The following is a 23096-nucleotide window of genomic DNA, read 5'->3' as shown; positions in this document are numbered from 1 at the left end:
TGAACTACGTGCCCGCGGTGAAGAACGAGGCGAGCCGGGTCGTGATGTTCTCGGCGATCTCGTTGGCGGCGCGATCTTCGGCATCGCGCACGGCGCGGGTGCGCGAGAAGCGCTGATAGGACCCCGGCATGTCATAGGACACGCGCGAGAACGTCGAGCCGTTCATCACCGACCGGCCGGTCGCGACGTCGATCAGATTGTACTGGGCGTCGATGCCGAGATTTTCGCTGGTCGGCAGTCCGGTCATGGAGCTGACGATCAGCGAGGAGCGGCTGGTGGTGAAGCGGATGTCGAGCCGGTGGGTCGGCGGCATGCCCGTCGCGGTGCCGTAAAGCTTGAAGGCCAGCGCGTTGCGGATCTCGACGCCGACGCGGGCCTCGCGGGAGGCATTGGACTTGTTGATCGGGGGCAGCTCGACCCCCATCAGCTTCTCGCGCAGGCCCGGGGTGCCGTCGCTGCGCTCGGCATACATCGGCTGGAAGCAGCCGGCCGTCAGCGCCGCCAGCGCGGCGACTGCCAGCAAGCGGGCTGCGATACGGATCCTAGCCGACAACATTCACGATCCTCTTGGGGACGATGATCACCTTGCGGACGGGCTTGCCGTCCAGGGCCAGCTTTACCGCATCGAGGGCCAAAACGGCAGCCTCGATTTCCGGATTTTGCGCCGCTGTTGCAACTGTGACCTCACCCCGCTTCTTGCCGTTGACCTGGACCACCAGGGTCACGCTGTCTTCAACCAGCAAATCGCGTTCGATTTTGGGCCAATCGGCCTCCGAAACCAGCCCCGTTCGGCCCAGAACCTGCCAGCACTCCTCAGCCAGATGCGGCATCATTGGCGAGAACAGCTGGACCAGGATCTGGCTGGCCTCCTGAATCGCCCAGGCGAGATCCGGGGCGGGCTGGCCGGGGCGCTGGAGCACCTCCGAGAATGCATTGGTGAATTCGCGGATATGAGCCAGGCAAACGTTGAAGTGCAGCCGCTCGATGCCGGTGGTGACCTTGTCCAGCGCGCCGTGGGCGGCCTTGCGCAAAGCGGTAGCGTCCGGGCCGAAGCTGGCCGGCCGGGCCGCCGGCGCAGCCTTGCCGAGCTCGACGGCATCGTCCACCAGCCGCCACAGCCGCTGCACGAAGCGCGAGGCGCCCTGGACGCGCTCGTCGCTCCAGATCACGTCGCGGTCGGGCGGGGAGTCCGACAGCATGAACCAGCGGGCGACGTCGGCGCCATAGGTCTCGATGATGTCGTCGGGATCGACCGTGTTCTTCTTCGACTTGGACATCTTCTCGATCGGGCCGATCGCGATGTCTTCGCCCGTCGTCAGCAGCGTGGCACGCCGTCCGTTGCCGCCGACCTCGACCTTCACCTCGGCCGGCTGCACATAGGTGCCGTCGGCCCTCTGGTAGGTCTCGTGCACCACCATGCCTTGCGTGAACATGCCGGCGAACGGCTCGTCCAGCGCGATGTGCCCCGTCGCCTTCATCGCGCGGGTGAAGAAGCGGCTGTAGAGCAGATGCAGGATCGCGTGCTCGACGCCGCCGATATATTGGTCGACCGGCAGCATCCGGTTGGCGACATCAGGCGTCGTCGGCGAAGCCTCGTTCCAGGGATCGGTGAAGCGCGCGAAGTACCAGGACGAATCCACGAAGGTGTCCATGGTGTCGGTTTCGCGTTGGGCCTTGCCTCCGCATTGCGGGCAGGTGACGTGCTTCCAGGTCGGATGATGATCGAGCGCGTTGCCCGGTCTGTCGAAGGTCGCATCGTCAGGCAGCTTCACGGGCAGGTCGGCATCCGGCACCGGCACCACGTCGCACTTCGGACAGTGAATGATGGGAATCGGGCAGCCCCAATAGCGCTGGCGCGAAATGCCCCAGTCGCGCAGGCGGAAATTGACCTGACGCTCGCCGACCGGCGCGTTGCCGCGCAGCTCGGTCTCGAGCCGTTTCGCCACCTCTTCCTTGGCCTCGTCGATGGTCATGCCGTCGAGGAAGCGGGAATTGATCATGCGCCCGTCACCGTCATAGGCGGTGTCGGTGATGACGAAGCTCTTCGGGTCCTGGCCTTCCGGGCATACGACGGGCGTGTTGCCGAGATTGTACTTGTTGACGAAATCGAGGTCGCGCTGGTCGTGTGCGGGGCAGCCGAAGATGGCGCCGGTGCCGTATTCCATCAGCACGAAGTTGGCGACATAGACCGGCAGCTTCCAGGAGGGATCGAACGGGTGCACCGCGCGGATGCCGGTATCAAAACCCTGCTTCTCCGCGGTATCGATGATCTCCTGTGCGGTGCCGATCTTCTTGATTTCGGCGATGAACTCGGCAAGCTTCGGGTTCTTGGCCGCTGCTGCCTGCGCCAGCGGATGATCCGCCGAGATCGCCATGAACTTGGCGCCGAACAACGTGTCGGGGCGGGTCGTGAAGATCTTCAGCTCGCTCTCGCCCGCCGGCGTCGTCGCCGCATCCAGCGCGAAGCGGATCAACAGACCCTCGGAGCGGCCGATCCAGTTGCGCTGCATCAGCCGCACCTTGTCGGGCCAGCGGTCCAGCCCGTCGAGCGCCGACAGCAGCTCCTGCGAGTACTTCGTGATCTTGAAGACCCACTGGTTCATCTCGCGCTGCTCGACCACGGCGCCCGAACGCCACCCGCGGCCGTCGATCACCTGCTCGTTGGCGAGCACGGTCATGTCGACGGGATCCCAGTTCACCTTGCGCTTCTCGCGCTCGGCAAGGCCTGCGCGCAGGAAGTCCAGGAACATCTTCTGCTGGTGCTTGTAATAAGAGGGATCGCAGGTCGCGATCTCCCTGGACCAGTCCAGCGACAGCCCGATCGAGCGGAGCTGCTTCTTCATCGCGGCGATGTTGTCGTAGGTCCAGGCCTTCGGCGCCACCTTGCGCTCGATCGCGGCGTTCTCGGCCGGCAGGCCGAAAGCGTCCCACCCCATCGGGTGCAGCACGTTGAACCCCTTGGCGCGCATGAAGCGGGCCAGCACGTCGCCGAGCGTATAATTCCGGACATGGCCGATATGGATGCGCCCGGACGGGTAGGGGAACATCTCGAGGACGTAATATTTCGGCCGCGGATCGTCGTTCTTGGAGACGAAGATCGCCTGCTCGTCCCAGAGGCGTTGCCAGCGCGGTTCGGCGTCGCGGGCGTTATAGCGTTCGGAGGTCATGGAATCGTTGGGTTTTCGTGGGTTCGGCCGTCAAGACGGCGGACTAGGCCATAGAAGACCTCGGGGGGTCAATGGGTTGCCGCGTTTTGGAACTTTGACCACGCCTCCGCATAACTACGAGGGCCGCGTTGGGGTGTGATTAAGGGGTCAATGCCAATTTGCGGTTCGACAAGGCCACGTTACCGCAAATGGATTCCAGCTTCGACGATCCCGATTACGACTATGCCGCGTCCATTGCTGGGCGGGCGATGCGCAGCATGGCCGAACAGCGGGTTGCGCCGACCCCGGCCAATTTTGCGGTCTGGTACCAATATTTCGCGGGCGGCCACGACGATCTGCGCAACGCAATCGATCTCCTGATCGATCACAATCGTCCGTTCGACGCCCAAACCAATCAGGATCTGTTCGAGACCTACGCCGCGCCCCAGGTGAGTGCCGTCGTGGTCGACACGTCCGAGCGGCTGCAGGCGCTCATGGGGACGGCGAAGGAGTTTCTGGCGACGGCGATCGCCGACAATCATTCGCAGATGCAGGTCATCAGCCAGGTGGCCGACCAGGGCAAGGCCGGGGTCGATCCAAAGCTGCTGGTCGCCCAGCTCATGAACGAGCTGGCGCGGGCCGCCACGCGGGCGACGCGGCTGGAGGCAGGCTTTGCGGAAAAGACCCGCGAGCTCGACGCGATCCGCGATTCGCTTTCGCGATCCGAGCAGCGCGCCCGGACCGACACGCTGACGGGGCTCGCGAACCGGCGGGCGCTCGATGAATTCCTGCGCAAGGCGCAGACGACGGCGGAATGGGGCGAGCCGCTCAGCGTGCTGCTGCTCGACATCGACCACTTCAAGTCCTTCAACGACAATTTCGGCCACGGTGTCGGCGACCAGGTGCTGCGCCTGATGGCCAAGGTGCTGCGCGAGAAGGTTCGCGCGCAGGATCTGCCGGCCCGCTATGGCGGCGAGGAGCTGATTGGGGTGCTGCCGGACGCCGATCTGGCCGCCTGCGCCGAGATCGCCGAACGCATCAGGCGCGCAATCGCCGAAGCCACCATCACGCGTCGTTCGACCGGCGAGACCCTGCCCGGTATCAGCGTGTCGATCGGCGTGGCGCAATACCGGGTCGGCGAGACGATCGCGGATCTGATCGAGCGCTGCGACCGCGCGCTCTATCTCGCCAAGGGCGGCGGCCGCAATCGTGTGGTGACGGAGATCGAGCTCGAGCGGGCCGGAGCTGCGAGCTAAAGCATGATCCGGAAAAGTGCGAAGCGGTTTTCCGGAAGGATCATGCCCAGACGACAACCCAAGGCGCGATGAATCTCGTCGCCCTTTTTAGGCGCTCGCCACCATCATCATGCCGGCCGCGCTGGTCTCGATGGCCTGCACGCCGTGCTCGACGACGTTGTTGCGGCCGCGGTGCTTGGCGGCGTAGAGCGCGGCGTCGGCGGCTTCGATCAAGTCACCTGGGCGCAGGGTCTCGTTCGGCTTGGTCGCAGCGACGCCGATCGAGACGGTGACGATCATGTGGTGCGAGGTGATGTGCGGCAGACAGAGCCTCAGCACGGCCGCGCGCACCTGCTCGCCGATCTCGACGGCGCGCGCCACGTCGGTGTTCGGCAGCAGCAGGCAGAACTCCTCGCCGCCGTAACGGGCCGCGAAGCCCATCGTGTCGGCGGCGATGCCGGACAGCGATTCGCCGAGCCGCGTCAGGCAGGAATCGCCTTCGAGATGGCCATAGGTGTCGTTGAACAGCTTGAAATGGTCGACGTCGATCATCAGAAGCGCCAGCTCGCTGCCATACTGCTGCGCGCGCATCCATTCGAAATCCAGCCGGCTCTGGAAACCGCGGCGATTGGCGAGGCCGGACAGCATGTCGATCGAAGCCATCACCGTCAGGCGGTCGTTGCTTGCGATCAGCTCGCGCTCGCGCTGGCTCAGCTGCGCGGCCATCGCGTTGAACGCGCGGGCCAGCGGCACGAACTCGGCGGGCAGGCGATTGCGCGCGGCGCGGGCCGAGAGATCGCCCTCGCCGAGACGCTTGGCCATGTCGGCGAGCATCTCGATCGGCTTGATCACGAGCTTTTCGGCGGCGATCAGCGCGCCGAGCAGGACGAACATGAGCACGAAGGCGAGCTGCAGATAGGCGGTGCGGATGTCGCGGCTGACCGCTGCGGACACCTTGTCCTCGTCGATGCTGGCGATCAGACGGGCATTGGTGCCGGCGATGCGGATATAGCTGACGGCGCGGCGGGAGCCGTCGGCGGCGAGGAAGGACAGCGAACCCTCATCCTGATCGGAGCGCAGCGCCTTGTCGGCGATCGCGGACATCAGCGGCATGTGGTCGAGCGGACGGCCGACCGCGCTGTGCTGATCGGCCGGTGCCGCCAGCACGGTGCCCGCGCTGTCGACCAGCACCGCGGTGATGCCGGCGCGACCGCCCAGATTGTTCATGACCTTCGACATCCAGTCGAGATTGACGGTGGCGAGCACGACGGCATCGGCCACACCGCTGAAGGCGGAGACCGGATAAACCGCCATCACCGTCGGCGAGGGCACCGGCCGCGACATGATGAAGTCGCTCAGCACGAAGCGGCCGGTTTCCTGGGCCTGCTGGAAGTACGGCCGGTCGCTGAGATCGAGGCCGACATACATGTTGTTGGTGGCGCATTGGATGCGGCCGTCCTGACCGGCGATCAGAAGCGTGCGGATCCAGGGCAGGCTCGACGGCAGGCTCGCGCGCAGCACGTCGCAGCTCTTGGTGATGCCGCCGGCGGACGCGCGGATGAAGGCCTCCGATTTCAGGATGGTCTCGACCGACGAGATCACCTCGCGCTGTGCATCGGCGCTGTGCCTTGCCACAATGGTGAATTCAGCCGCAGCCTGCGCGATCTGCCGCGCGCGCGTGTCTTCGAGGGACCGGATGCGCTCGATCATCAGGGGCGTCACGAGAATCACCGCGAGCAACGCAAGCCGCGCCCGGATTCCGAGAACCTGCTTGAGTTTCGCGCGCTTGCGGTTGAGACTGACGCTTGCCATTTTCGCTACCCACCCCGCGGGCTAAGGTAAAGCGAAGGGTTCAAAAACTGTTTCTTGAACTCGGTAAAATTGGACCTAACGCGGGCTCGGTCACAGCCAAGAGACGTCATGACAGAAGCCAACGCCGCGCCGGTAACCGGCGATTCACCAAATGCCCTCGCCACGGTCGAAGCCGAAATTGCACGCGCCTGCAGGGACGCGCAGCGTGACCGCGCCTCGGTCACGCTGATCGCCGTGTCCAAGACTTTCGCGGCGGACGCAATTACTCCGGTTATCGCCGCCGGACAGCGCGTATTTGGCGAGAATCGGGTGCAGGAAGCCAAAGCCAAGTGGCCGGCATTAACGTCTGCTTACCCCGGTATCGCGCTGCATCTGATCGGGCCGCTGCAATCCAACAAGGCGAAAGAGGCGGTCGCGCTGTTCGACGCCATCCATTCGGTCGACCGTCCGAGCATTTGCCAAGCGTTAGCCAAGGAAATCGAATCCCAGAACAAGCACCCGCAGCTGTTCGTCCAGATCAACACCGGCGAGGAGCCGCAGAAGGCCGGCGTTCCGCCTGGCGAGGCCGATGCCTTCATTGCGAGCTGCCGCGACACCTACGGGCTGGCGATCTCCGGGTTGATGTGCATCCCGCCGGTCGACGAGCCCCCTGCCGCGCACTTTGCGCTCACCGCCAAGATCGCCGCGCGCAATGGCTTGACGAACCTCTCGATGGGCATGAGCGCCGATTTCGCGACCGCGATCATGTTGGGCGCCACCCATGTGCGCGTCGGGAGCGCGATTTTCGGACATCGGTAAGAGCCGTAAGCCGGGTCCGGGAGAACGCGTCCTCGAATTCGTCATTGCGAGCGAAGCGAAGCAATCCAGAATCGTTCCGCGGTGGGATTCTGGATTGCTTCGTCGCAAGCGCTCCTCGCAATGACGGCGCAGTGCGTCACCCGATGATGATCTTTGTTCGCGGGCCCAGGCGCCGCAGCAATTGCAGCATCGCGGATTTCGTCATGGAGACGCAGCCGGCGGTCGGGCCGAAATTGTCGCGGGCGAGGTGCAGGAACACCGCGCTGCCGCGGCCGGCGATGCGGGGGCGCGTGTTGTGGTCGATCTCGATGATGAAGTCGTAGAGATGATCGGCGCGCTCGAGGCGGTCGCCGCCCTGCCCCTCGCCGAGCCGGATGCTCTGGTTGTAATGGCGGTCCCGCGGATCCTCGCACCAGGCGTCCCAACCGGTGATGATCCGGGCCGGCAGGAATGTTCGGGGACGGCTGTGCCGGTCGCCCCGCCACCACAATTGCCTGGGCCGGAAGCTGCCTCTGGGGGTGCCGCCATCGCCCTCGCGCTTGTTGGCGAGGATGCCGCCTCGCCCCAGCGCAACCGGAATGGTCAGCGCTCCCATCGTCAGCCAGCCCCGCCGCGGATTACCGGCGGCAGGCTTAACGCGGATCGCCGAGAGCGGCCCGGCACTTCGATTCCTGGTGTAACCGACTGAAGCTGCTTTATTTTTCATGTGAACGCGCAATGTCGAATTCATTACAGGACATTCATCAAAACGGCCTGCTATTCTGAGTTAGAGTGCTTCTGGCTTGTGAATCGGTAACAGCCCACTACTTCAACACGAACAACAATAATAACGGCGACCTTAAACTTCCCTCGCGGCTTGGTGCGGCATGGATGCGCGCCGAGCCGGACCCTAAAAGGATGACCCCCCATGGCCAATGCCCGCAAGATCCTGATCGTGGATGACGATACCGATCTGCGCGATACGTTGGTGGAGCAATTATCGCTACACGAAGAATTCGAGGCCTCCGCCGTCGATACCGGCGCCAAGGGCGCCAGCGCCGCGAAGGCCAACTCCCCCGATCTGGTCCTGATGGATGTCGGCCTGCCCGACACCGATGGCCGCGAGGTCGTCCGCTCCCTGCGCAAGGGCGGCTTCAAGGCCCCGATCATCATGCTGACCGGGCACGACACCGATTCGGACACAATCTTGGGCCTGGAATCCGGCGCCAACGACTATGTGGCAAAGCCCTTCCGCTTCGCCGTGCTGCTGGCCCGCATCCGCGCCCAGCTCCGCCAGCACGAAGCCAGCGAGGACGCGGTGTTCTCGGTTGGCCCCTACTCCTTCCGTCCCGGCTCGAAGATGCTGACCGCGGCCAATGCCCGCAAGGTGCGGCTCACCGAGAAGGAAACCGCCATCCTCCGCTTCCTCTACCGGGCCGGCCAGATGCCGGTGTCGCGCGAGACCCTGCTCCAGGAGGTCTGGGGCTACAATTCCGGCGTTACCACCCACACGCTGGAAACCCACATCTACCGCCTGCGCCAGAAGATCGAGAAGGACGCCGCCAACCCGGAAATCCTGGTCACGGAAGCCGGTGGCTACAAGCTGGTGCCGTGATACGCTTCGACGGCGTGCGAATCGTTTTAGATCGCATGCCTTCGAGCCTCGGACCTGAATGTCAATCGACGATGATGTAGCGCTTCTCGAGCGTGTCCCGACACTGCGCCTGTTGGGAGACGCCTCGTTGCGCATGCTGGCGATCGGCTCCGAGCAGCGCGACTTCGTCCGCGGCGACGTGCTGTTCAATCTCGGCGACGACGCCGATGCAGGTTTCGTGGTCCAGCGCGGCGCCTTCCGGGTCGAGGACGGCGCCGGCGCCGAAATGATCGCCGGCCCCGGTGCGCTGATCGGCGAGCTCGCGCTGGTGGTGCCGATGAAGCGGCCGTCGAGCGCGATCGCGCTGGAGCATTCCTCCGTCATCCGCGTCGCACGCAGTCTGTTCCAACGCGTGCTCGAAAGCGATCCCGCCGCGGCGGTGCGCCTGCGCGACGAATTCGCGGTGCGCTCCAGCCAGATCGCCAGCGATATCCTGATGGCGGGCGCGAAGCTGACGAGCTGAGCTCTCTCCGTTCGTCATTCCGGGGCGCGACGAAGTCGCGAGCCCGGAATCCATTCCTCCACCGTCGCTGACGCACGATGGATTCCGGGCTCGCGCCAAGTGGCGCGCCCCGGAATGACAGGCGGGGCTACACCTCCAGCGTCACCGTCACGGGGACATGGTCCGACGGACGCTCCCAGCTGCGGGCATCGCGCAGAATCCTGAAATCCTGCACCGCGTCTTTCAGCGCGCGCGAGACCCAGATATGGTCGAGCCTGCGGCCGCGATCGCCGACGGTCCAGTCGGCGGAGCGATAGCTCCACCACGTATAGACCTTCTCCGACATCGGAATGCGATCGCGCGCGACGTCGATCCATTCGCCGGCTTCGAGCGCCGCCTTCAGCTTCTCGGTTTCGACCGGCGTGTGCGACACGACTTTCAGCAGCTGCTTGTGCGACCACACGTCGTTCTCATGCGGAGCGACGTTGAGATCGCCGACTAGGATGTGACGATCCTCACCGCGCGGATGCAGCGGCTCGCACGCCTTCAACTCGTCGAGAAAGCGGAGCTTGTGATCGAACTTCTCGTTCGCAACGGGATCGGGAATGTCGCCGCCCGCGGGCACGTAGAAATTATGCAGCACCAGCGGTTTTGCAATGCCCGCCTTGTCGCCGAACGATACCGAGATGTGGCGCGAATCCACCTTGTCGCAGAAGGTGCGGATGTCCTTCGATTCGAACGGGATCTTCGAGACGATGGCGACGCCGTGATAGCCCTTCTGCCCGTTCAGCGCGATGTGCTCGTAGCCGAGCCGCTTGAAGCGCTTCAGCGGAAAGGCGTCGTCGATGCACTTGGTCTCCTGCAGGCAGAGCACCTCCGGCCGCGCGCTCTTGAGAAACTTCGCGACCAGGTCGATGCGCAGCCGCACCGAATTGATGTTCCAGGTTGTCAGGGAAAGACGCATGGGAGTTGCGTCTTAGCAAGCTCTCGTAGGGTGGGCAAAGGCGCAAAGCGCCGTGCCCACCGTCTTTTCAAGTCCGAGAATCGTGGGCACGCTTCGCGCCTTGCCCACCCTACGGCAGCGGAGCGCTCAACCCGGCGACGGCGTGCTGTAATTGGTGAAATCGATCTTGAACATGTTGGGGTCGAGCCTCTTGCTCGAATCCAGATTGTAGACCGCGATCGTGGTGTCGTAGCCCTGCGGATCGGTGACGGTCCACTGCTTGAGCTGGCCGTCCTTGGCGCCGAACATCAGCAGGAGGCGGCTGGTGCCGACCAGGGCCTGCTTCTCCTCGATGGTGACGCTGACGAAGACGTCGTCCGCCGAGACGTTGACGACGTTGGTGTCCTTCATCAGGTCGATGCGATCGGAGAGCAGGAAGCGCAGCGGCGTCTGCGACAGCGGATAGACGTCCTGGGTCGCCAGCTTGCGGTCGCGCACCACGAGCGAGGATCCGTCGGCGACGATGTCGATCGGGCTCGGCGCGTCATATTCGAAGCGCACCTTCCCGGGTTTCTGGATGTAGAAATCGCCCTGCGTCTTGCTGCCGTCGGGGCCGACCTGGACGAAATTCCCGACCAATGTCTGCAGCGACGACAGATAGGCGCTGACCTTGGCCGCCTGCGCCTTCTGGTTGGCGTCGAACGTCTGGAAGATGCTGCTCGGCACGTTGCGCCGCGGATCCGGGATCACCGGATTGGGCGGCGCCTGCGTCGCGCCGGTGACGGCCGGCCCGCCGGCGGACGCGCCACCGTCACGCCCCTTCGGCGCGGGTTTCGGCACCGGCACGGTCTGCGCGAACGACGCAGCGGTCACCATCGCGGCGGTGACGAGAAGCACGCCGGCCATGCGCGCGCTGCGCGCGGCGATGGTGGCAGTGAATCGAATGTCCGGATGTCTGATCAACGCGTCGTCCTGTATGGCTGGGCGCCCTTTTACCGTGATTTCGGGCAAAAGCAGATATCGAATTTGCGTGAAATGATGTTCAGAGGCTCCTCGCCTCACATATGGCTGTCTTCTTCCTCGACCAGAATCTCGCGCTTGCCGGCATGGTTGGCGGGACCGACGATGCCCTCCAGTTCCATGCGCTCCATCAACGATGCGGCGCGGTTATAGCCGATCTGCAGACGACGCTGGATGTAGCTGGTCGAGGCCTTGCGGTCGCGCTTGACGATCGCAACCGCCTGCTGGAAGAGATCGCCGCCGCCATCCCCGCCCACGCCGGTGGCGTCGAACACGGCACCGTCCTCGTCCTCGGTCGGCTCCTCGGCGGTGACGGCTTCGAGATATTCCGGCTGTCCCTGCGTCTTGAGGTGACGCACCACCTTCTCGACCTCCTCGTCGGAGGCGAAAGGTCCGTGCACGCGGCTGATGCGGCCGCCGCCTGCCATGTAGAGCATGTCGCCCTGGCCGAGCAGCTGCTCGGCGCCCATCTCGCCCAGAATGGTGCGGCTGTCGATCTTGGACGTGACCTGGAAGGCGATGCGGGTCGGGAAGTTCGCCTTGATGGTGCCGGTGATGACGTCGACCGACGGACGCTGCGTCGCCAGGATCACGTGCAGGCCTGCGGCGCGAGCCATCTGCGCGAGACGCTGCACCGCGCCTTCGATGTCCTTGCCGGCGACCATCATCAGGTCGGCCATTTCGTCGACGATGATGACGATGTAGGGCAGCGGGTCGAGCGAGAGCTTCTCTTCCTCGTAGATCGCCTTGCCGGTTTCCTTGTCGAAGCCGGTGTGCACGGTCCGCGTCGGCTCCTCGCCCTTGGCCTTCAATTCGAGCAGGCGCGTGTTGTAGCCGTCGATGTTGCGCACACCGAGCTTGGCCATGTTCTTGTAGCGCTCCTCCATCTCGCGCACGGCCCATTTCAGCGCGACCACCGCCTTCTTCGGGTCGGTCACGACAGGCGTGAGCAGATGGGGAATGCCGTCATAGACGGAGAGCTCGAGCATCTTCGGATCGACCATGATCAGGCGGCACTGATCGGGGCGCAGCCGGTAGACGAGGCTGAGGATCATGGTGTTGATCGCGACCGACTTGCCCGATCCGGTGGTGCCGGCGATCAGCATGTGCGGCGTGCGCGCGAGGTCGATGATGACAGGATCGCCGCCGATGGTCTTGCCGAGGCAGAGCGGCAGCTTTGCGACCGTATCGGTCGCCTCCTTCGCCACCAGCAGTTCGCGCAGGTAGACCTTTTCGCGATGTGCGTTCGGCAATTCGATGCCGATGGCGTTGCGGCCGGGCACGACCGCGACGCGCGCCGACAGCGCGCTCATCGAGCGGGCGATGTCGTCGGCAAGGCCGATCACGCGCGAGGACTTGATGCCGGGCGCCGGCTCCAGCTCGTACAGCGTGACAACGGGGCCGGGATTGGCCTTCACGATCTCGCCGCGCACGCCGAAATCCTGCAGTACGCCTTCGAGCGAACGGGAATTGTTCTCCAGCTCGGCTTTGCTGAGCGGCTGGCGATCGCCGGCCTTCGGCGCGGCCAGCATGGAGACGGAGGGAAGATCGAACTTGTCGGAGGATTTCTTGGAAGCGGCCTTCGGCGCAGCTTTCTTCTTCGGGGCGCGCGCGGCGGGCTCCTCCTCTTCCTCCTCCTCGTCTTCCACGTCCTCTTCGTGCTCGTCCTCGTCGTCCTCGTCGTGAGACTGCGGCGAGATCGACGGCGCTGAGCGGCCGCCGCCGAGATTGGGCTCCTGGCGGCTGAAGGCGACAGCCTTGGTCTTCGGACCGCTCGAGACCAGCGAGCGGTAGGCAGCGCCTAGCAGCCAGATCAGCCGCGCCTTGGTGCTCATCAGCGCATGGAATAGCCAGCCCAGCGAGACCGAGCCGCGATCGCTCTCCTCGTCTTGGTCGAGCGGCTTGTCGTCTTCCTCGATCTCCGCGAGCTCATCGTCATGCTCGCGTGCGCCGAGGCCGCAGGCGATCAGGAACGTCGCGGTCATCGCGGCGAACAGGATCGTGCCCAGCACGATGCGATAGATCGTGCCGGCCGGCCCGAAGATCACCGCGGGCGCGCGCACCAGCGCATCGCCGACCACGCCGCCGAGGCCGGTCGGCAGCGGCCAGGCGCCGCCGTGCTGAAAGCAACTGACGAAGCCTGCCGCGATCACCGTGCAGAGAACCCAGGAGCCGAGCCGCAACGCCTCGCGATCGAACGGGCGATGCGTCATCATGCGCCAGCCCCAGACCGCAACGGTCAGCACCAGCATGATCGCGCCGAGCCCCAGGATCTGCATCGCGAGATCGGCGCCGATCGCGCCGGCATAGCCGAGGATGTTGCGGATCGGCCGCGAGGTCGCGTGGCTGAGGCTGGGATCCTGCACCGACCACGTCATCAGCGCCGCGGCGGCGACGCCCGCCAGCGCGATCAGGCCGAGGCCGATGAGCTCGCGCATGCGCCGCGCCAGCCCCTCGCGGATCGAGGGCGGCAGATGGCCGACCAGAGGAATGACACGTTCGATTGCCGACATGCTCACGGGCCCCGCCTAACCCAGAGTCTCGACCAGCCGGTGCAGCGCCTGCGCCGTGGTCTCGCCGTCCTGCACCAGCGCAAGGCGGATATAGCCTGCGCCGGGATTGAATCCGTCAGGCTGCCGTCGCGCCAGGAAGCTGCCGGGCACCACGCGCACACCGGCTTCCCTGAACAGCTTGAGCGTCACCGACACGTCGTCGCCGATCTCGGAGGTATTGAGCCAGACGCAGAAGCCGGCATCGGGCCGGCGATAGCCGTAACGGTTGCCGATGATCTGGTCGGCGAGATCGAACTTGATCCGGTACAGCCGCCGATTCTCCTCGACATGCGCCTCGTCGCCATAGGCGACAGTCGCGACATGCTGGAGCGGCACCGGCACCTGGGGTGCTGCGATGTTGCGCAGCTCGAGGAACATGCCGATGAATTTCTTGTCGCCGGCGGCGAAGCCGACGCGCAGGCCCGGCAGGTTGGAGCGCTTGGACAGCGACTGGAATGCAACCACGCGCTTGAAGTCGGGACCGGCGCATTCCAGCGCGCTGCCGGGAGCCTCACGGGTGTAGATCTCGGAATAACACTCGTCGCTGAGGATCACGAAGCCATAGCGGTCGGCGAGCTGCTTCAAGCGCTTGAAATAATCGGGCTTCGCGACCGAGCCCTGCGGATTGGCGGGCGAGGCCAGGTAGAACGCCACCGTGCGCGCCAGCGTCGCTTCGTCGATGGCGTCGAGATCGGGCAGGAAGCCGTTCTCGACGGTCGTCGGCAGATGGATCGGCTCGCAAGCGGCCGCAAGAGCGCCTGCGCCGTAGACCGGATAGAACGGGTTCGGCATCAGGATCGCGGGCTTGCCCGGACGCGGGCCGACATAGCGGGCGGCCGCGATCGCGGCGAGGAACAGCCCCTCGCGGCTGCCATTGAGGACGAGAATCTCGGTTTTGGGGTCGAGCGACCGCGGCAGCTTGAAGCGCGATGACAGCCAGGCGCCGGCGGCGTTGCGGAACGGCTCGGTGCCCTGGTTCATCGGGTAACGGCCGAAATCGGCGATGTGCTTGACCAGCACCGGCCCGACGAAGTCGGGCACGGGATGCTGGGGCTCGCCGACCGCAAGCGAAATCAAAGGCTTGCCCGGCTGATGCGGGGCCAAGAGCTCATTCAGCCGGACGAAGGGCGAGCGTTCGGAATCGGAGCTTCCACTGGCCTGCGGCGCACGGGATGAAGCGGTCATGACCATTCTGGGCGCCAGTACTCTTGGAACGGCCGGTCGCACCAAGGCGCCGGCGGGAAGCGGTTCAGTTCACCATAGATAGGGCGAGGTTAAGACGCGATTAACCATCGGTCGCCGCCCGCGTCCAGAGCGGGAATAATCGGGCCGGATAACAACGGGATGGAGGCGGGTTGGTCACCTCTCCCGCTTGCGCTGCGGGGGAGGGAGCGCACGCGTCATCGCGGCTTCAGCGCCCCGGCAGCTTCTCGAACGTCTTCATGCCCTCGGGGATGGCGTGGAATTCCTGCATGTCGCAGGTGTAGATCGCCATCTGCGGCTGGAACTGCGCCGGCTCGTCGAGCGTGCCGACCTTCAGGATTGCGGCGGGCAGGCCCGGAACCTTGGTCACGAGATGCGTGCCGCATTCGGCGCAGAATTCGCGCGTGACGGGGCGTTCGAGGTCCTTGCGCGTGAACTGCTTGGGTTGACCGGTGATGTAGGTGAAGCCGGCCGCCGGCATCGCGATGAAGGTGTTGGGCGCGCCGCCCGAGATGTACTGGCACTCGCGGCAATGACACTGCGCCTGCATCATCGCATCGCCCTCGGCCACGTAGCGCACCTCGCCGCAATAGCATCCGCCTTCCAAACGCATGACGACCTCCCGTTTTGTTATCTTTGTGGTCGATATTTCTGCGCCGGCCACGCGGAATGGCAATCCCTTTCTTCAACGCCCCTGTCAAAAGAAAGGGGCTCCAGCTTGCGCTGGAGCCCCTCAACGGTCGGGGCATTGCCGGGTATGTGCCCGAACCGTAGTTGTGGACGCGGTCTCCGAGGAGACCGCGTCCGGGAGGAGAGGGTTACATGTTGTAGGCGCGCTCGGTGTGCTCGGTGATGTCGAGGCCTTCACGCTCGCTCTCGACATTGGCGCGGAGGCCAACGATCACATCGACCACCTTGTAGAGGATCGCCGAACCGACGCCCGACCACACCAGCGTGGTGGCGACAGCCTTGAGCTGAGCGAGCACCTGAACCGCGAAGTCGTAGTCGGCGACCTTCGGCGGGATCGCGGTGTAGTCGATGATGCCGGCGCCGCCGAGGGCGGGGTTGACGAGAATGCCGGTGCCGATGGCGCCGACGATGCCGCCGATGCAGTGCACGCCGAACACGTCGAGCGAGTCATCGTAGCCGAGCGCGTTCTTCACGACGGTGCAGAAGAACAGGCAGACCACGCCGACCACGAGGCCGAGGACGATCGCGCCCATGACGCCGGCAAAGCCAGCGGCAGGCGTGACGGCCACGAGGCCCGCGACCGCGCCGGAGATGACGCCCAGCACGGAGGGATGGCCCTTGATGATCCACTCCGCGAACATCCACGACAGCGCAGCGGCCGCGGTGGCGACGAAGGAGTTGGTCATGGCGAGCGCAGCGCCGCCGCTGGCTTCGAGGTTGGAGCCGGCGTTGAAGCCGAACCAGCCGACCCAGAGCAGCGAGGCGCCGATCATCGACATGGTCAGCGAGTGCGGAGCCATCAGCTCCTTGCCGTAGCCGACGCGCTTGCCGATCAGGAGAGCGCCGACGAGGCCTGCGATGCCGGCGTTGATGTGCACCACGGTGCCGCCCGCAAAGTCGATGGCGCCCATCTTGAAGATCCAGCCGGCGTCGGCGTTGATCTCGTCGAGCTTGGCCTGTGCCGCGGTCTTCGCCGCCGCATCACCCGCCGCAGCGAGCGCCTTGGCAGCGTCCTGGATCATGTCCGGGCCGGGCCAGTACCAGACCATGTGCGCGATCGGGAAGTAGATCAGCGTGACCCAGAGCGGAATGAAGAGCGCGATCGCCGAGAACTTCATGCGCTCGGCGAAGGCGCCGACGATGAGGGCGGGCGTGATCGCCGCGAAGGTCATCTGGAAGCACATGTAGATGAGCTCCGAGATGTTGGCGTCGACCGAGAAGGTCGCGGCCTTCGAATCGGTGGTGACGCCCATCATGAAGGCCTTGGAGAAGCCGCCGATGAAGTCGGAGCCGCCGGTGAAGGCGAGGCTGTAGCCGTACACGGCCCAGATCACGGTGACGACGCAGACGGTGTAGAACACCTGCATCAGGACCGAGAGCATGTTCTTGGAACGGACGAGGCCGCCGTAGAACAGCGCGAGGCCGGGGATCGTCATCAACAGCACGAGCACTGTCGATGTCAGCATCCAGGCGTTGTCTCCCTTGTTGACCGTTGGCTCGGCGTAGGCTGCGGTCGCAGCGAACAGGCCGACTGCGAGAGCCGCCAATCCCGCGCCATGGGGACGCTTGAACGTCATATTGTTTACTCCTGCTTGGATAAGGTTGAGCGCGAAATCAGAGGGCCGCGGCATCGGCCTCGCCGGTGCGGATGCGCACCGCGTGGTCGAGGTTGATGACGAAGATCTTGCCGTCGCCGATCTGTCCGGTTTTCGCGGCGGACGTGATGGCGTCGATGGTCTTGTCGACCTGGTCGGAGGCGACAGCGACCTCGATCTTGATCTTGGGCAGGAAGCTCACGGCATATTCAGCGCCGCGATAGATTTCCGTATGGCCCTTCTGGCGGCCATACCCCTTGACTTCCGTCACCGTGAGACCGTGAACGCCGATGGCGGTCAGGGCGTCACGGACTTCTTCAAGCTTGAATGGCTTGATGATCGCCATAACAATTTTCATGGGTCCTATCCCCGCTTGGGCCCGGTCCGGACGTGGCCGGGCGTTCTCGACTGGTTCGCCACGAGGGAGAAGTTTCACTACGCGGGCACAGCCGGGACCCCTAGAATCAAATGCCGTGCCAGATCAGGCGTGTTGCCTAACGGATTATGAAGACGGGCGTTTTCGCGTTTGAGGGGTATTGCAATGCAGTGCGCCATTACGTCGCGCTTAAAAGGTGATCACACCTGCTCAAAACGAGGGCAGGACAGCCTCCCGACACAATGTTGCTCACGTGTCGGGCAGCAGGAAGGTAATTACGTAGCAGCGGCGCCTATTGCAGGGCTTCGCCGTGCTGCGAAATATCCAGTCCCTCGAGCTCGTGCTCACGGGATACGCGCAACGGCACGAACAGGCCGACCAGCTTGAGCAGGATGAAGCTGACGCCCGCCGACCAGACGAAGGTCACGGCGACTCCGTAAAACTGGATCAGGAGCTGCTGCGGATGGCCCTCCAGCAGGCCGGCGGTGCCGCCGATGGCGCTGGTGGCGAACACGCCGCCGAGCAGGGTCCCGGTCAGGCCGCCGATGCCATGGACGCCGAAGACGTCGAGCGAATCGTCGTAGTCGAAGCGGTGCTTCAGCCAGGTACAGGCCCAGTAGCAGACCGCACCGGCAATGATGCCGATGACGATGCCGTGCCATGGCGCGACGAAGCCCGAGGCCGGCGTGATGGTGCCGAGGCCTGCGACCGCGCCGGAGATCATGCCCAGCACCGAGGGCTTGCGCCGCGTCGACCACTCGATCGCGCCCCAGGTCAGCGCGCCCGCGCAGGCGGCAAGATGGGTCGCGATGATCGCCATCACTGCGCGCGAATTGGCCGCGCCCGCCGAGCCGCCGTTGAAGCCGAACCAGCCGACCCACAACAGGCCGGTGCCCATCACCGCGAGCGACAGATCGAACGGCGAGAGATTCTCGGTGCCGTAGCCGTGACGGCGTCCCATCACCTTGGCCGCAACGAGGCCGCCGGTGCCGGCCGACAGATGCACGACGAGACCGCCGGCGAAATCGAGCACGCCCATGCTGTTGAGGAAGCCGCCGCCCCACACCCAATGCGCCAGCGGAATGTAGACGAAGATGAACCAGGCGACGGAAAACAGGAGATAAGCCGAGAACCGCATGCGGTCGGCGACCGAGCCTGCGACCAGCGCCACCGTGATGATGGCAAACGTCATCTGGTACAGCATGAACAGCGCTTCCGGGATCGTCTTGGCCGCAGGGTTGACGCTGTCCAAGGTCATGCCGGCGAGAAACCAGCGATCGAGCGTGCCGATCCAGGGGCCGTCGCCGACGAAGCACAGCGAATAGCCGAACGCCACCCAGAGAATGGAGATCAGCGTCACCGCGGCGAGGCTCTGCGCCATGGTGGCGAGCACGTTCTTCTTGCGCACCATGCCGGAATAGAACAGCGCGAGCCCGGGGATCGTCATCATCAGCACCAGCGCGGTCGCGACGATCATCCAGGCCGTGTCGGCGGTGTTGATCTCATTGGCCGCCGCGTACGCCGGCGAAGCTACGACGGACACAAATCCGATTGGCGCAGCCATAGCAGCTGCGCGGCGCAACAATCCCGCCATGTCATTCCCCCCGGCAATTGGCGTCGCACGCTGTGGCGTCGTTGCCCGGTGCGATCGAAGCAGTCGTGTCAGAGCGTTTTCGAGCGAAGTGGATGCCGGTTCGCGTGAAGAAAACGCGTCAAAGCAAAAAGTCAGAGCGCGTCGCTGTCGGTCTCGCCGGTGCGGATGCGCAGCGCGTGGTCGATCGGCGTGACGAAGATCTTGCCGTCGCCGATCTGCCCGGTGCGCGCCGTCGCCGTGATCACGGCGACCGCCTTGTCGGCGACGTCGGAGGCGACCGCGATCTCGATGCGCAGCTTCGGCAGGAAGTTCACGACATATTCGGCGCCGCGATAGATCTCGGTGTGGCCCTTCTGCCGGCCATAGCCCTTCACTTCGGTCACGGTCATGCCGTGCACGCCGATTGCCGTCAGGGCCTGGCGGACCTCATCGAGCTTGAAGGGTTTGATGATCGCGACGACGAGTTTCATGGTCTGGCCTATTCCCCGGGATGCGCCGCGCCGCATGTCCCCGGCGCTGCGTCAATCTGGCATCTTTCCGGGCAAATGGCACAAAAAAGTTGCAGATTGAAGCGGAAAAACGTTTGGCCGAGGGTGGTCATGTGAACGGCCGCCTCTGTACAGGGCAGCTGTTCATCCTTCACAATGCATTTTTGGCATGGATGCGGTGAACCCAGGCGTCCCGGCCGGTACATACGTAAGTTCGAGGGGGACGTTCCATGGCGTTGGTTCTACGCATCCGAGGGCAAGCAGCAGGGGCCCTTTCCGGAAGGGCAATTCCGCGATCTCGTCGCCCAGGGCGTCGTTCGCCCGGACACGCTGGTGTGGACCGAGGGCATGGCCGGCTGGCAGAAGGCCGCCGAAATTCCCGGCCTGATTGGCGGCGGCACGCCGCCGATGGTCCCAGGCGGCGGGCCCCCGGTGATGGGTGGCGGTGGTTATGGCGGCGCAGTGCGCGGCGGATCACTCGCCGTCGATTTCGGCATCTGGGACTTCACCTGGCGCACGCTCGTGCTCGCGATCGGCTCGTGCTTCATCATCCCGGTGCCGTGGCTGTTCGTCTGGTACACGAAATGGATCGTGCCCTGCATCAAGGTCCCCGGGCGCCCCAATCTCAGCTTCACCGGCAGCGCGATGACGCTGGTGCCCTGGTTTTTCGGCTTCATCGTCCTGGCGATCGCGCTCGGCTTCGTCGGCAGCCAATTGCTGAGCAATCTGCTGTTCATCGTCCAGATCGTGCTCTACTGGCTGCTGATCAAATGGATGATCGCGAACCTCGCCTCCAACGGGCAGCCGCTCGGCTTGAGCTTCACCGGTTCGGTCTGGGCCTATATCGGCTGGAATCTGCTGTTCGCGATTTCCATCATCACCATCATCGGCTGGGCCTGGGTGGCCGCGGCCCAGATGCGCTGGTTCTGCCGCAGCATCGAGGGCACGCGGCGCGAGATCGTTTTCAAGGGTTCGGGTCTCGACATCCTCTGGCGCGGCATCGTGGCTGCGATCCTGTGCAGCCTCATCATCCCGATCCCGTGGGTGTATCGCTGGATCATGAACTGGTTCGCCTCGCAGACCGAACTCGCGCCGCGCGGCTCGCTCGGGGCATGATCTGAAAGGCTTCAAGCGCTATTCGTCGCGCTTGAAGCGATCAGGCCTTGCGCTCGCGCACCGAGCCTTCCTGCGCGACGGAGGCGACCAGCGTGCCGTCCGGCTTGAAGATCGAGCCGCGGGTCAGGCCGCGGCCGGATTGCGCGCTCGGCGAATCCTGCGCATAGAGCAGCCATTCGTCGGCGCGGAACGGGCGGTGAAACCACATCGCATGGTCGAGGCTCGCCGGCATCATGCGCTTGTCGAACAGCGTGCGGCCATAGCGCGCCATGATCGCGTCGAGCAGCGAGAAGTCCGAGGCATAGGCGAGCGCGCACATGTGCAGCGCCGGGTCGTCGGGCAGCTTCGCGGCAGTCCTGATCCAGACGTGGATGCGGCCGTCGTCGATCTTCTGGCCGAAATAGCGGCCGAGCTCGACCGGACGCAGCTCGATCGGCCGATCGGATTCGTAGTAGCGGCGGATGAAGTCCGGCATCTCCTTGAACATCGGCTGCTTCGCCACCTCCTCCGCCGTCAGCTTTTCCGGCGGCGGCACATCAGGCATCTTGTCCTGGTGGTCGAACGCAGTCTCTTCCTCGGCATGGAACGACACCATGATCGAGAAGATCGCGTTGCCGTGCTGGATCGCGGTGACGCGGCGGGTCGAGTAGCTCTTGCCGTCGCGCAGACGCTCGACCTGGTAGATGATCGGGATCTGCGGATCGCCCGGCAGGATGAAATAACAATGCAGCGAATGCGGCAGCCGGCCCTCGACGGTGCGGCAGGCCGCGACCATCGCCTGCCCGATCACCTGGCCGCCGAACACCCGCTGCCAGCTCGTCTTCGGGCTGTTGCCGCGGAACAGGTTTACCTCGAGCTGCTCGAGGTCGAGGATCGCGATCAGGTCGATCAGGCCTTTGGACATGAACACAGCTTTCTGAAGTCATCATTCCGGGCTCGCGACTTCGTCCCGCCCCGGAATGACACAATGGGGCTAGCCGCCCTCGTTTCACCGCACTGTTTCGCCCAGCTCAAGTCTGCTAGCAAGACCGAGAATTGACCGGGAAGCTTGGTATGTCGGTACAGGGTAGCATTGTCATTGGTGGCGGCGCGTTTGCCGGCCTCGCGCTGGCCTTGGCGCTGCGCCAGGGGCTGGGGCCCGAGATCCCCGTCGTCGTCGCCGATCCCGCGCTCGGCACGCGGCCGAGCCGCGACCCCCGCGCCACTGCGATCGTCGCCGCCTGCCGCCGTCTGTTCGAGACCATCGGCGCCTGGGACGACGTCCGGGGCGAGGCCCAGCCGATCCTCGACATGGTCGTCACCGATTCCAAACTGGAGGACGCCACCCGTCCGGTGTTCCTGAACTTTGCCGGCGACGTCGCGCCGGGCGAGCCCTTCGCGCATATGGTCGAGAACCGTCGGCTGATCGATGCGCTGGTGGTGCGTGCGGAGGCCGAAGGCATCGATCTCCGCGCCACCCCGGTCGCGTCTTACGATGCGCGCTCCGACGGCATCGACGTGACGCTCGGCGACGGCAGCGTGATCGCGGCGAGCCTCTTGGTCGCCGCCGATGGCGCGCGATCGAAATTGCGCGAGCGCGCCGGCATCGCCACCCATGGCTGGGAGTACGACCAATCCGGCATCGTCGTCACCGTCGGCCATGAGCGCGATCATGAGGGCCGCGCCGAAGAACACTTTCTGCCGGCCGGTCCGTTCGCGATCCTGCCGCTCACCGGCAAACGCTCCTCCCTGGTGTGGACCGAGCGCCGCACGGAGGCCGCGCGCATCATCGCCCTCAGCGACGAGGAATTCCATGCGGAGCTCGAGCAGCGCTTCGGCCTGCATCTCGGCGAGGTCAAGGCGCTCGACAAGCCGCGGGCATTTCCGCTGTCTTATTTCGTCGCGCGGTCCTTCATCGCCGAGCGCCTTGCGCTGGTCGGCGATGCCGCCCATGTCATCCATCCGATCGCGGGTCAGGGCCTCAACATGGGCCTGAAGGACGTCGCCGCGCTGGCGGAAGTGGTGGTCGATGCCGCGCGGCTCGGCATGGATATCGGTGGGGCGGACGTGCTCGAACGCTATCAGCGCTGGCGCCGCTTCGACACGATGGCGATGGGCCTCGCCACCAACTCGCTGAACTTCCTGTTCTCCAACCAGTCGACGCTGTTGCGCACGGTGCGCGACCTCGGCCTCGGCCTCGTCGACCGCGCCCCGCCGCTGAAGAACCTCTTCATCCGCCAGGCCGCAGGCCTCACCGGCGAGGTGCCGCGGCTGTTGAAGGGCGAGGCGTTGTAACCGCAACCTCTCCTGTCATCCCGGGGCGCGCGTAGCGCGAGCCCGGGATCCATAGCCACAGGATGTAGTTTGGCGAAGACCCGGAGTTACCAGCTCGCGTCAAAACCACTCCCTATGGTCATGGGTCCCGGGCTCGCGCTACGCGCGCCCCGGGACGACCGCGAGAGTGTTGCATGGCC

The 23096-nt window shown here is 65.0% G+C and carries 20 protein-coding genes; 6 read left to right on the top strand and 14 right to left on the bottom strand.

The genetic code is table 11. From position 1 onward, the window contains the following. Positions 1-4 precede the first annotated feature (4 nt). Together lptE and leuS are read right to left on the bottom strand one after the other, a co-directional pair. Complete coding sequence (gene lptE / locus XI05_RS34445) at positions 5-556, bottom strand: LPS assembly lipoprotein LptE (RefSeq protein ID WP_172787832.1); 552 nt, start codon at positions 554-556, stop codon at positions 5-7. After that, complete coding sequence (gene leuS / locus XI05_RS34440) at positions 543-3167, bottom strand: leucine--tRNA ligase (RefSeq protein ID WP_271510222.1); 2625 nt, start codon at positions 3165-3167, stop codon at positions 543-545. The genes lptE and leuS overlap by 14 nt, the downstream gene beginning before the upstream one ends. A 188-nt stretch (positions 3168-3355) precedes the next feature. Here leuS and XI05_RS34435 point away from each other — a divergent pair, with 188 nt between their 5' ends. Continuing rightward, positions 3356-4402 (top strand): diguanylate cyclase, encoded by a 1047-nt coding sequence (locus tag XI05_RS34435; protein WP_271510220.1) that lies wholly within the window; start codon positions 3356-3358, stop codon positions 4400-4402. Positions 4403-4489: 87 nt separating this feature from the next. Here the strand turns inward: XI05_RS34435 and XI05_RS34430 are convergent, their stop codons facing one another. Beyond that, complete coding sequence (locus XI05_RS34430; RefSeq protein ID WP_271510218.1) at positions 4490-6193, bottom strand: sensor domain-containing diguanylate cyclase; 1704 nt, start codon at positions 6191-6193, stop codon at positions 4490-4492. Between the two features lie 108 nt (positions 6194-6301). Between XI05_RS34430 and XI05_RS34425 the strand changes: the two genes are divergently transcribed. After that, positions 6302-6991, top strand: coding sequence for a YggS family pyridoxal phosphate-dependent enzyme (locus tag XI05_RS34425; protein WP_271510216.1), 690 nt, complete (start codon positions 6302-6304; stop codon positions 6989-6991). 136 nt (positions 6992-7127) lie between these two features. Here XI05_RS34425 and XI05_RS34420 read toward each other — a convergent pair whose 3' ends face one another. After that, a complete protein-coding gene (locus XI05_RS34420; RefSeq protein WP_271510214.1) occupies positions 7128-7697 on the bottom strand; it encodes a L,D-transpeptidase family protein in 570 nt (189 codons plus the stop codon). Positions 7698-7898: 201 nt separating this feature from the next. On the opposite strand from XI05_RS34420, the gene XI05_RS34415 reads away from it, so the two are divergent. Both XI05_RS34415 and XI05_RS34410 read left to right on the top strand, forming a co-directional pair. Then, a complete protein-coding gene (locus XI05_RS34415; RefSeq protein ID WP_008142830.1) occupies positions 7899-8585 on the top strand; it encodes a response regulator transcription factor in 687 nt (228 codons plus the stop codon). A 58-nt stretch (positions 8586-8643) separates the two neighbouring features. Next, a complete protein-coding gene (locus XI05_RS34410; protein WP_018646009.1) occupies positions 8644-9087 on the top strand; it encodes a cyclic nucleotide-binding domain-containing protein in 444 nt (147 codons plus the stop codon). A gap of 127 nt (positions 9088-9214) precedes the next feature. Here XI05_RS34410 and xth read toward each other — a convergent pair whose 3' ends face one another. The 9 genes from xth to XI05_RS34365 all read right to left on the bottom strand — a co-directional run bounded on the left by xth (position 9215) and on the right by XI05_RS34365 (position 19509). Continuing rightward, on the bottom strand, positions 9215-10030 hold the full coding sequence (xth, locus tag XI05_RS34405) for an exodeoxyribonuclease III (RefSeq protein ID WP_271510211.1): 816 nt from the start codon (positions 10028-10030) through the stop codon (positions 9215-9217). 126 nt (positions 10031-10156) lie between these two features. Beyond that, positions 10157-10915, bottom strand: coding sequence for an outer membrane lipoprotein carrier protein LolA (locus XI05_RS34400; protein ID WP_172787899.1), 759 nt, complete (start codon positions 10913-10915; stop codon positions 10157-10159). A gap of 152 nt (positions 10916-11067) precedes the next feature. Further along, positions 11068-13548, bottom strand: a complete 2481-nt coding sequence (locus XI05_RS34395) for a DNA translocase FtsK (protein ID WP_271510209.1) — start codon at positions 13546-13548, stop codon at positions 11068-11070. 9 nt (positions 13549-13557) lie between these two features. Then, a complete protein-coding gene (locus XI05_RS34390) occupies positions 13558-14772 on the bottom strand; it encodes an aminotransferase class I/II-fold pyridoxal phosphate-dependent enzyme (protein WP_271510207.1) in 1215 nt (404 codons plus the stop codon). A gap of 220 nt (positions 14773-14992) precedes the next feature. Then, a complete protein-coding gene (locus XI05_RS34385; RefSeq protein WP_271510204.1) occupies positions 14993-15397 on the bottom strand; it encodes a GFA family protein in 405 nt (134 codons plus the stop codon). Positions 15398-15602: 205 nt separating this feature from the next. Next, a complete protein-coding gene (locus XI05_RS34380) occupies positions 15603-17051 on the bottom strand; it encodes an ammonium transporter (RefSeq protein ID WP_212257864.1) in 1449 nt (482 codons plus the stop codon). Positions 17052-17088: 37 nt separating this feature from the next. Continuing rightward, positions 17089-17427, bottom strand: coding sequence for a P-II family nitrogen regulator (locus XI05_RS34375; RefSeq protein WP_008142813.1), 339 nt, complete (start codon positions 17425-17427; stop codon positions 17089-17091). Positions 17428-17737: 310 nt separating this feature from the next. After that, on the bottom strand, positions 17738-19039 hold the full coding sequence (locus XI05_RS34370; RefSeq protein ID WP_260381457.1) for an ammonium transporter: 1302 nt from the start codon (positions 19037-19039) through the stop codon (positions 17738-17740). A gap of 131 nt (positions 19040-19170) precedes the next feature. Then, positions 19171-19509 carry a P-II family nitrogen regulator gene (locus XI05_RS34365; protein ID WP_008142802.1) on the bottom strand — a complete coding sequence of 113 codons (339 nt, stop codon included), beginning with the start codon at positions 19507-19509 and terminating at the stop codon, positions 19171-19173. 222 nt (positions 19510-19731) lie between these two features. On the opposite strand from XI05_RS34365, the gene XI05_RS34360 reads away from it, so the two are divergent. Next, complete coding sequence (locus XI05_RS34360) at positions 19732-20643, top strand: GYF domain-containing protein (RefSeq protein WP_271510551.1); 912 nt, start codon at positions 19732-19734, stop codon at positions 20641-20643. Positions 20644-20683: 40 nt separating this feature from the next. Here the strand turns inward: XI05_RS34360 and tesB are convergent, their stop codons facing one another. After that, the gene (tesB, locus tag XI05_RS34355; RefSeq protein WP_271510202.1) at positions 20684-21547 is read right to left on the bottom strand and encodes an acyl-CoA thioesterase II; all 864 of its coding nucleotides are present in this window, start codon (positions 21545-21547) and stop codon (positions 20684-20686) included. A 149-nt stretch (positions 21548-21696) separates the two neighbouring features. On the opposite strand from tesB, the gene XI05_RS34350 reads away from it, so the two are divergent. Next, complete coding sequence (locus tag XI05_RS34350; protein WP_271510200.1) at positions 21697-22917, top strand: ubiquinone biosynthesis hydroxylase; 1221 nt, start codon at positions 21697-21699, stop codon at positions 22915-22917. The last annotated feature ends 179 nt before the right edge of the window (positions 22918-23096 follow it).

The sequence above is a fragment of the Bradyrhizobium sp. CCBAU 11357 genome, assembly GCF_028128865.1.
GTDB lineage: Bacteria > Pseudomonadota > Alphaproteobacteria > Rhizobiales > Xanthobacteraceae > Bradyrhizobium.
Note: the sequence above shows the minus strand (reverse complement) of the source record. Positions and strands in the feature narration are given on the sequence as shown.

Excerpts from the sequence above, each read along its gene's own strand:
- XI05_RS34425 (WP_271510216.1), top strand. The coding sequence starts at position 6,302 with ATGACAGAAGCCAACGCCGCGCCGGTAACCGGCGATTCACCAAATGCC.
- xth (WP_271510211.1), bottom strand. The coding sequence starts at position 10,030 with ATGCGTCTTTCCCTGACAACCTGGAACATCAATTCGGTGCGGCTGCGC.
- XI05_RS34415 (WP_008142830.1), top strand. The coding sequence starts at position 7,899 with ATGGCCAATGCCCGCAAGATCCTGATCGTGGATGACGATACCGATCTG.
- tesB (WP_271510202.1), bottom strand. The coding sequence starts at position 21,547 with ATGTCCAAAGGCCTGATCGACCTGATCGCGATCCTCGACCTCGAGCAG.
- XI05_RS34350 (WP_271510200.1), top strand. The coding sequence starts at position 21,697 with ATGTCGGTACAGGGTAGCATTGTCATTGGTGGCGGCGCGTTTGCCGGC.
- XI05_RS34365 (WP_008142802.1), bottom strand. The coding sequence starts at position 19,509 with ATGAAACTCGTCGTCGCGATCATCAAACCCTTCAAGCTCGATGAGGTC.
- XI05_RS34420 (WP_271510214.1), bottom strand. The coding sequence starts at position 7,697 with ATGAAAAATAAAGCAGCTTCAGTCGGTTACACCAGGAATCGAAGTGCC.
- XI05_RS34370 (WP_260381457.1), bottom strand. The coding sequence starts at position 19,039 with ATGGCGGGATTGTTGCGCCGCGCAGCTGCTATGGCTGCGCCAATCGGA.
- XI05_RS34400 (WP_172787899.1), bottom strand. The coding sequence starts at position 10,915 with ATGGCCGGCGTGCTTCTCGTCACCGCCGCGATGGTGACCGCTGCGTCG.
- XI05_RS34385 (WP_271510204.1), bottom strand. The coding sequence starts at position 15,397 with ATGCGTTTGGAAGGCGGATGCTATTGCGGCGAGGTGCGCTACGTGGCC.
- XI05_RS34380 (WP_212257864.1), bottom strand. The coding sequence starts at position 17,051 with ATGACGTTCAAGCGTCCCCATGGCGCGGGATTGGCGGCTCTCGCAGTC.
- XI05_RS34375 (WP_008142813.1), bottom strand. The coding sequence starts at position 17,427 with ATGAAAATTGTTATGGCGATCATCAAGCCATTCAAGCTTGAAGAAGTC.
- leuS (WP_271510222.1), bottom strand. The coding sequence starts at position 3,167 with ATGACCTCCGAACGCTATAACGCCCGCGACGCCGAACCGCGCTGGCAA.
- lptE (WP_172787832.1), bottom strand. The coding sequence starts at position 556 with ATGTTGTCGGCTAGGATCCGTATCGCAGCCCGCTTGCTGGCAGTCGCC.
- XI05_RS34390 (WP_271510207.1), bottom strand. The coding sequence starts at position 14,772 with ATGGTCATGACCGCTTCATCCCGTGCGCCGCAGGCCAGTGGAAGCTCC.
- XI05_RS34410 (WP_018646009.1), top strand. The coding sequence starts at position 8,644 with ATGTCAATCGACGATGATGTAGCGCTTCTCGAGCGTGTCCCGACACTG.
- XI05_RS34430 (WP_271510218.1), bottom strand. The coding sequence starts at position 6,193 with ATGGCAAGCGTCAGTCTCAACCGCAAGCGCGCGAAACTCAAGCAGGTT.
- XI05_RS34435 (WP_271510220.1), top strand. The coding sequence starts at position 3,356 with ATGGATTCCAGCTTCGACGATCCCGATTACGACTATGCCGCGTCCATT.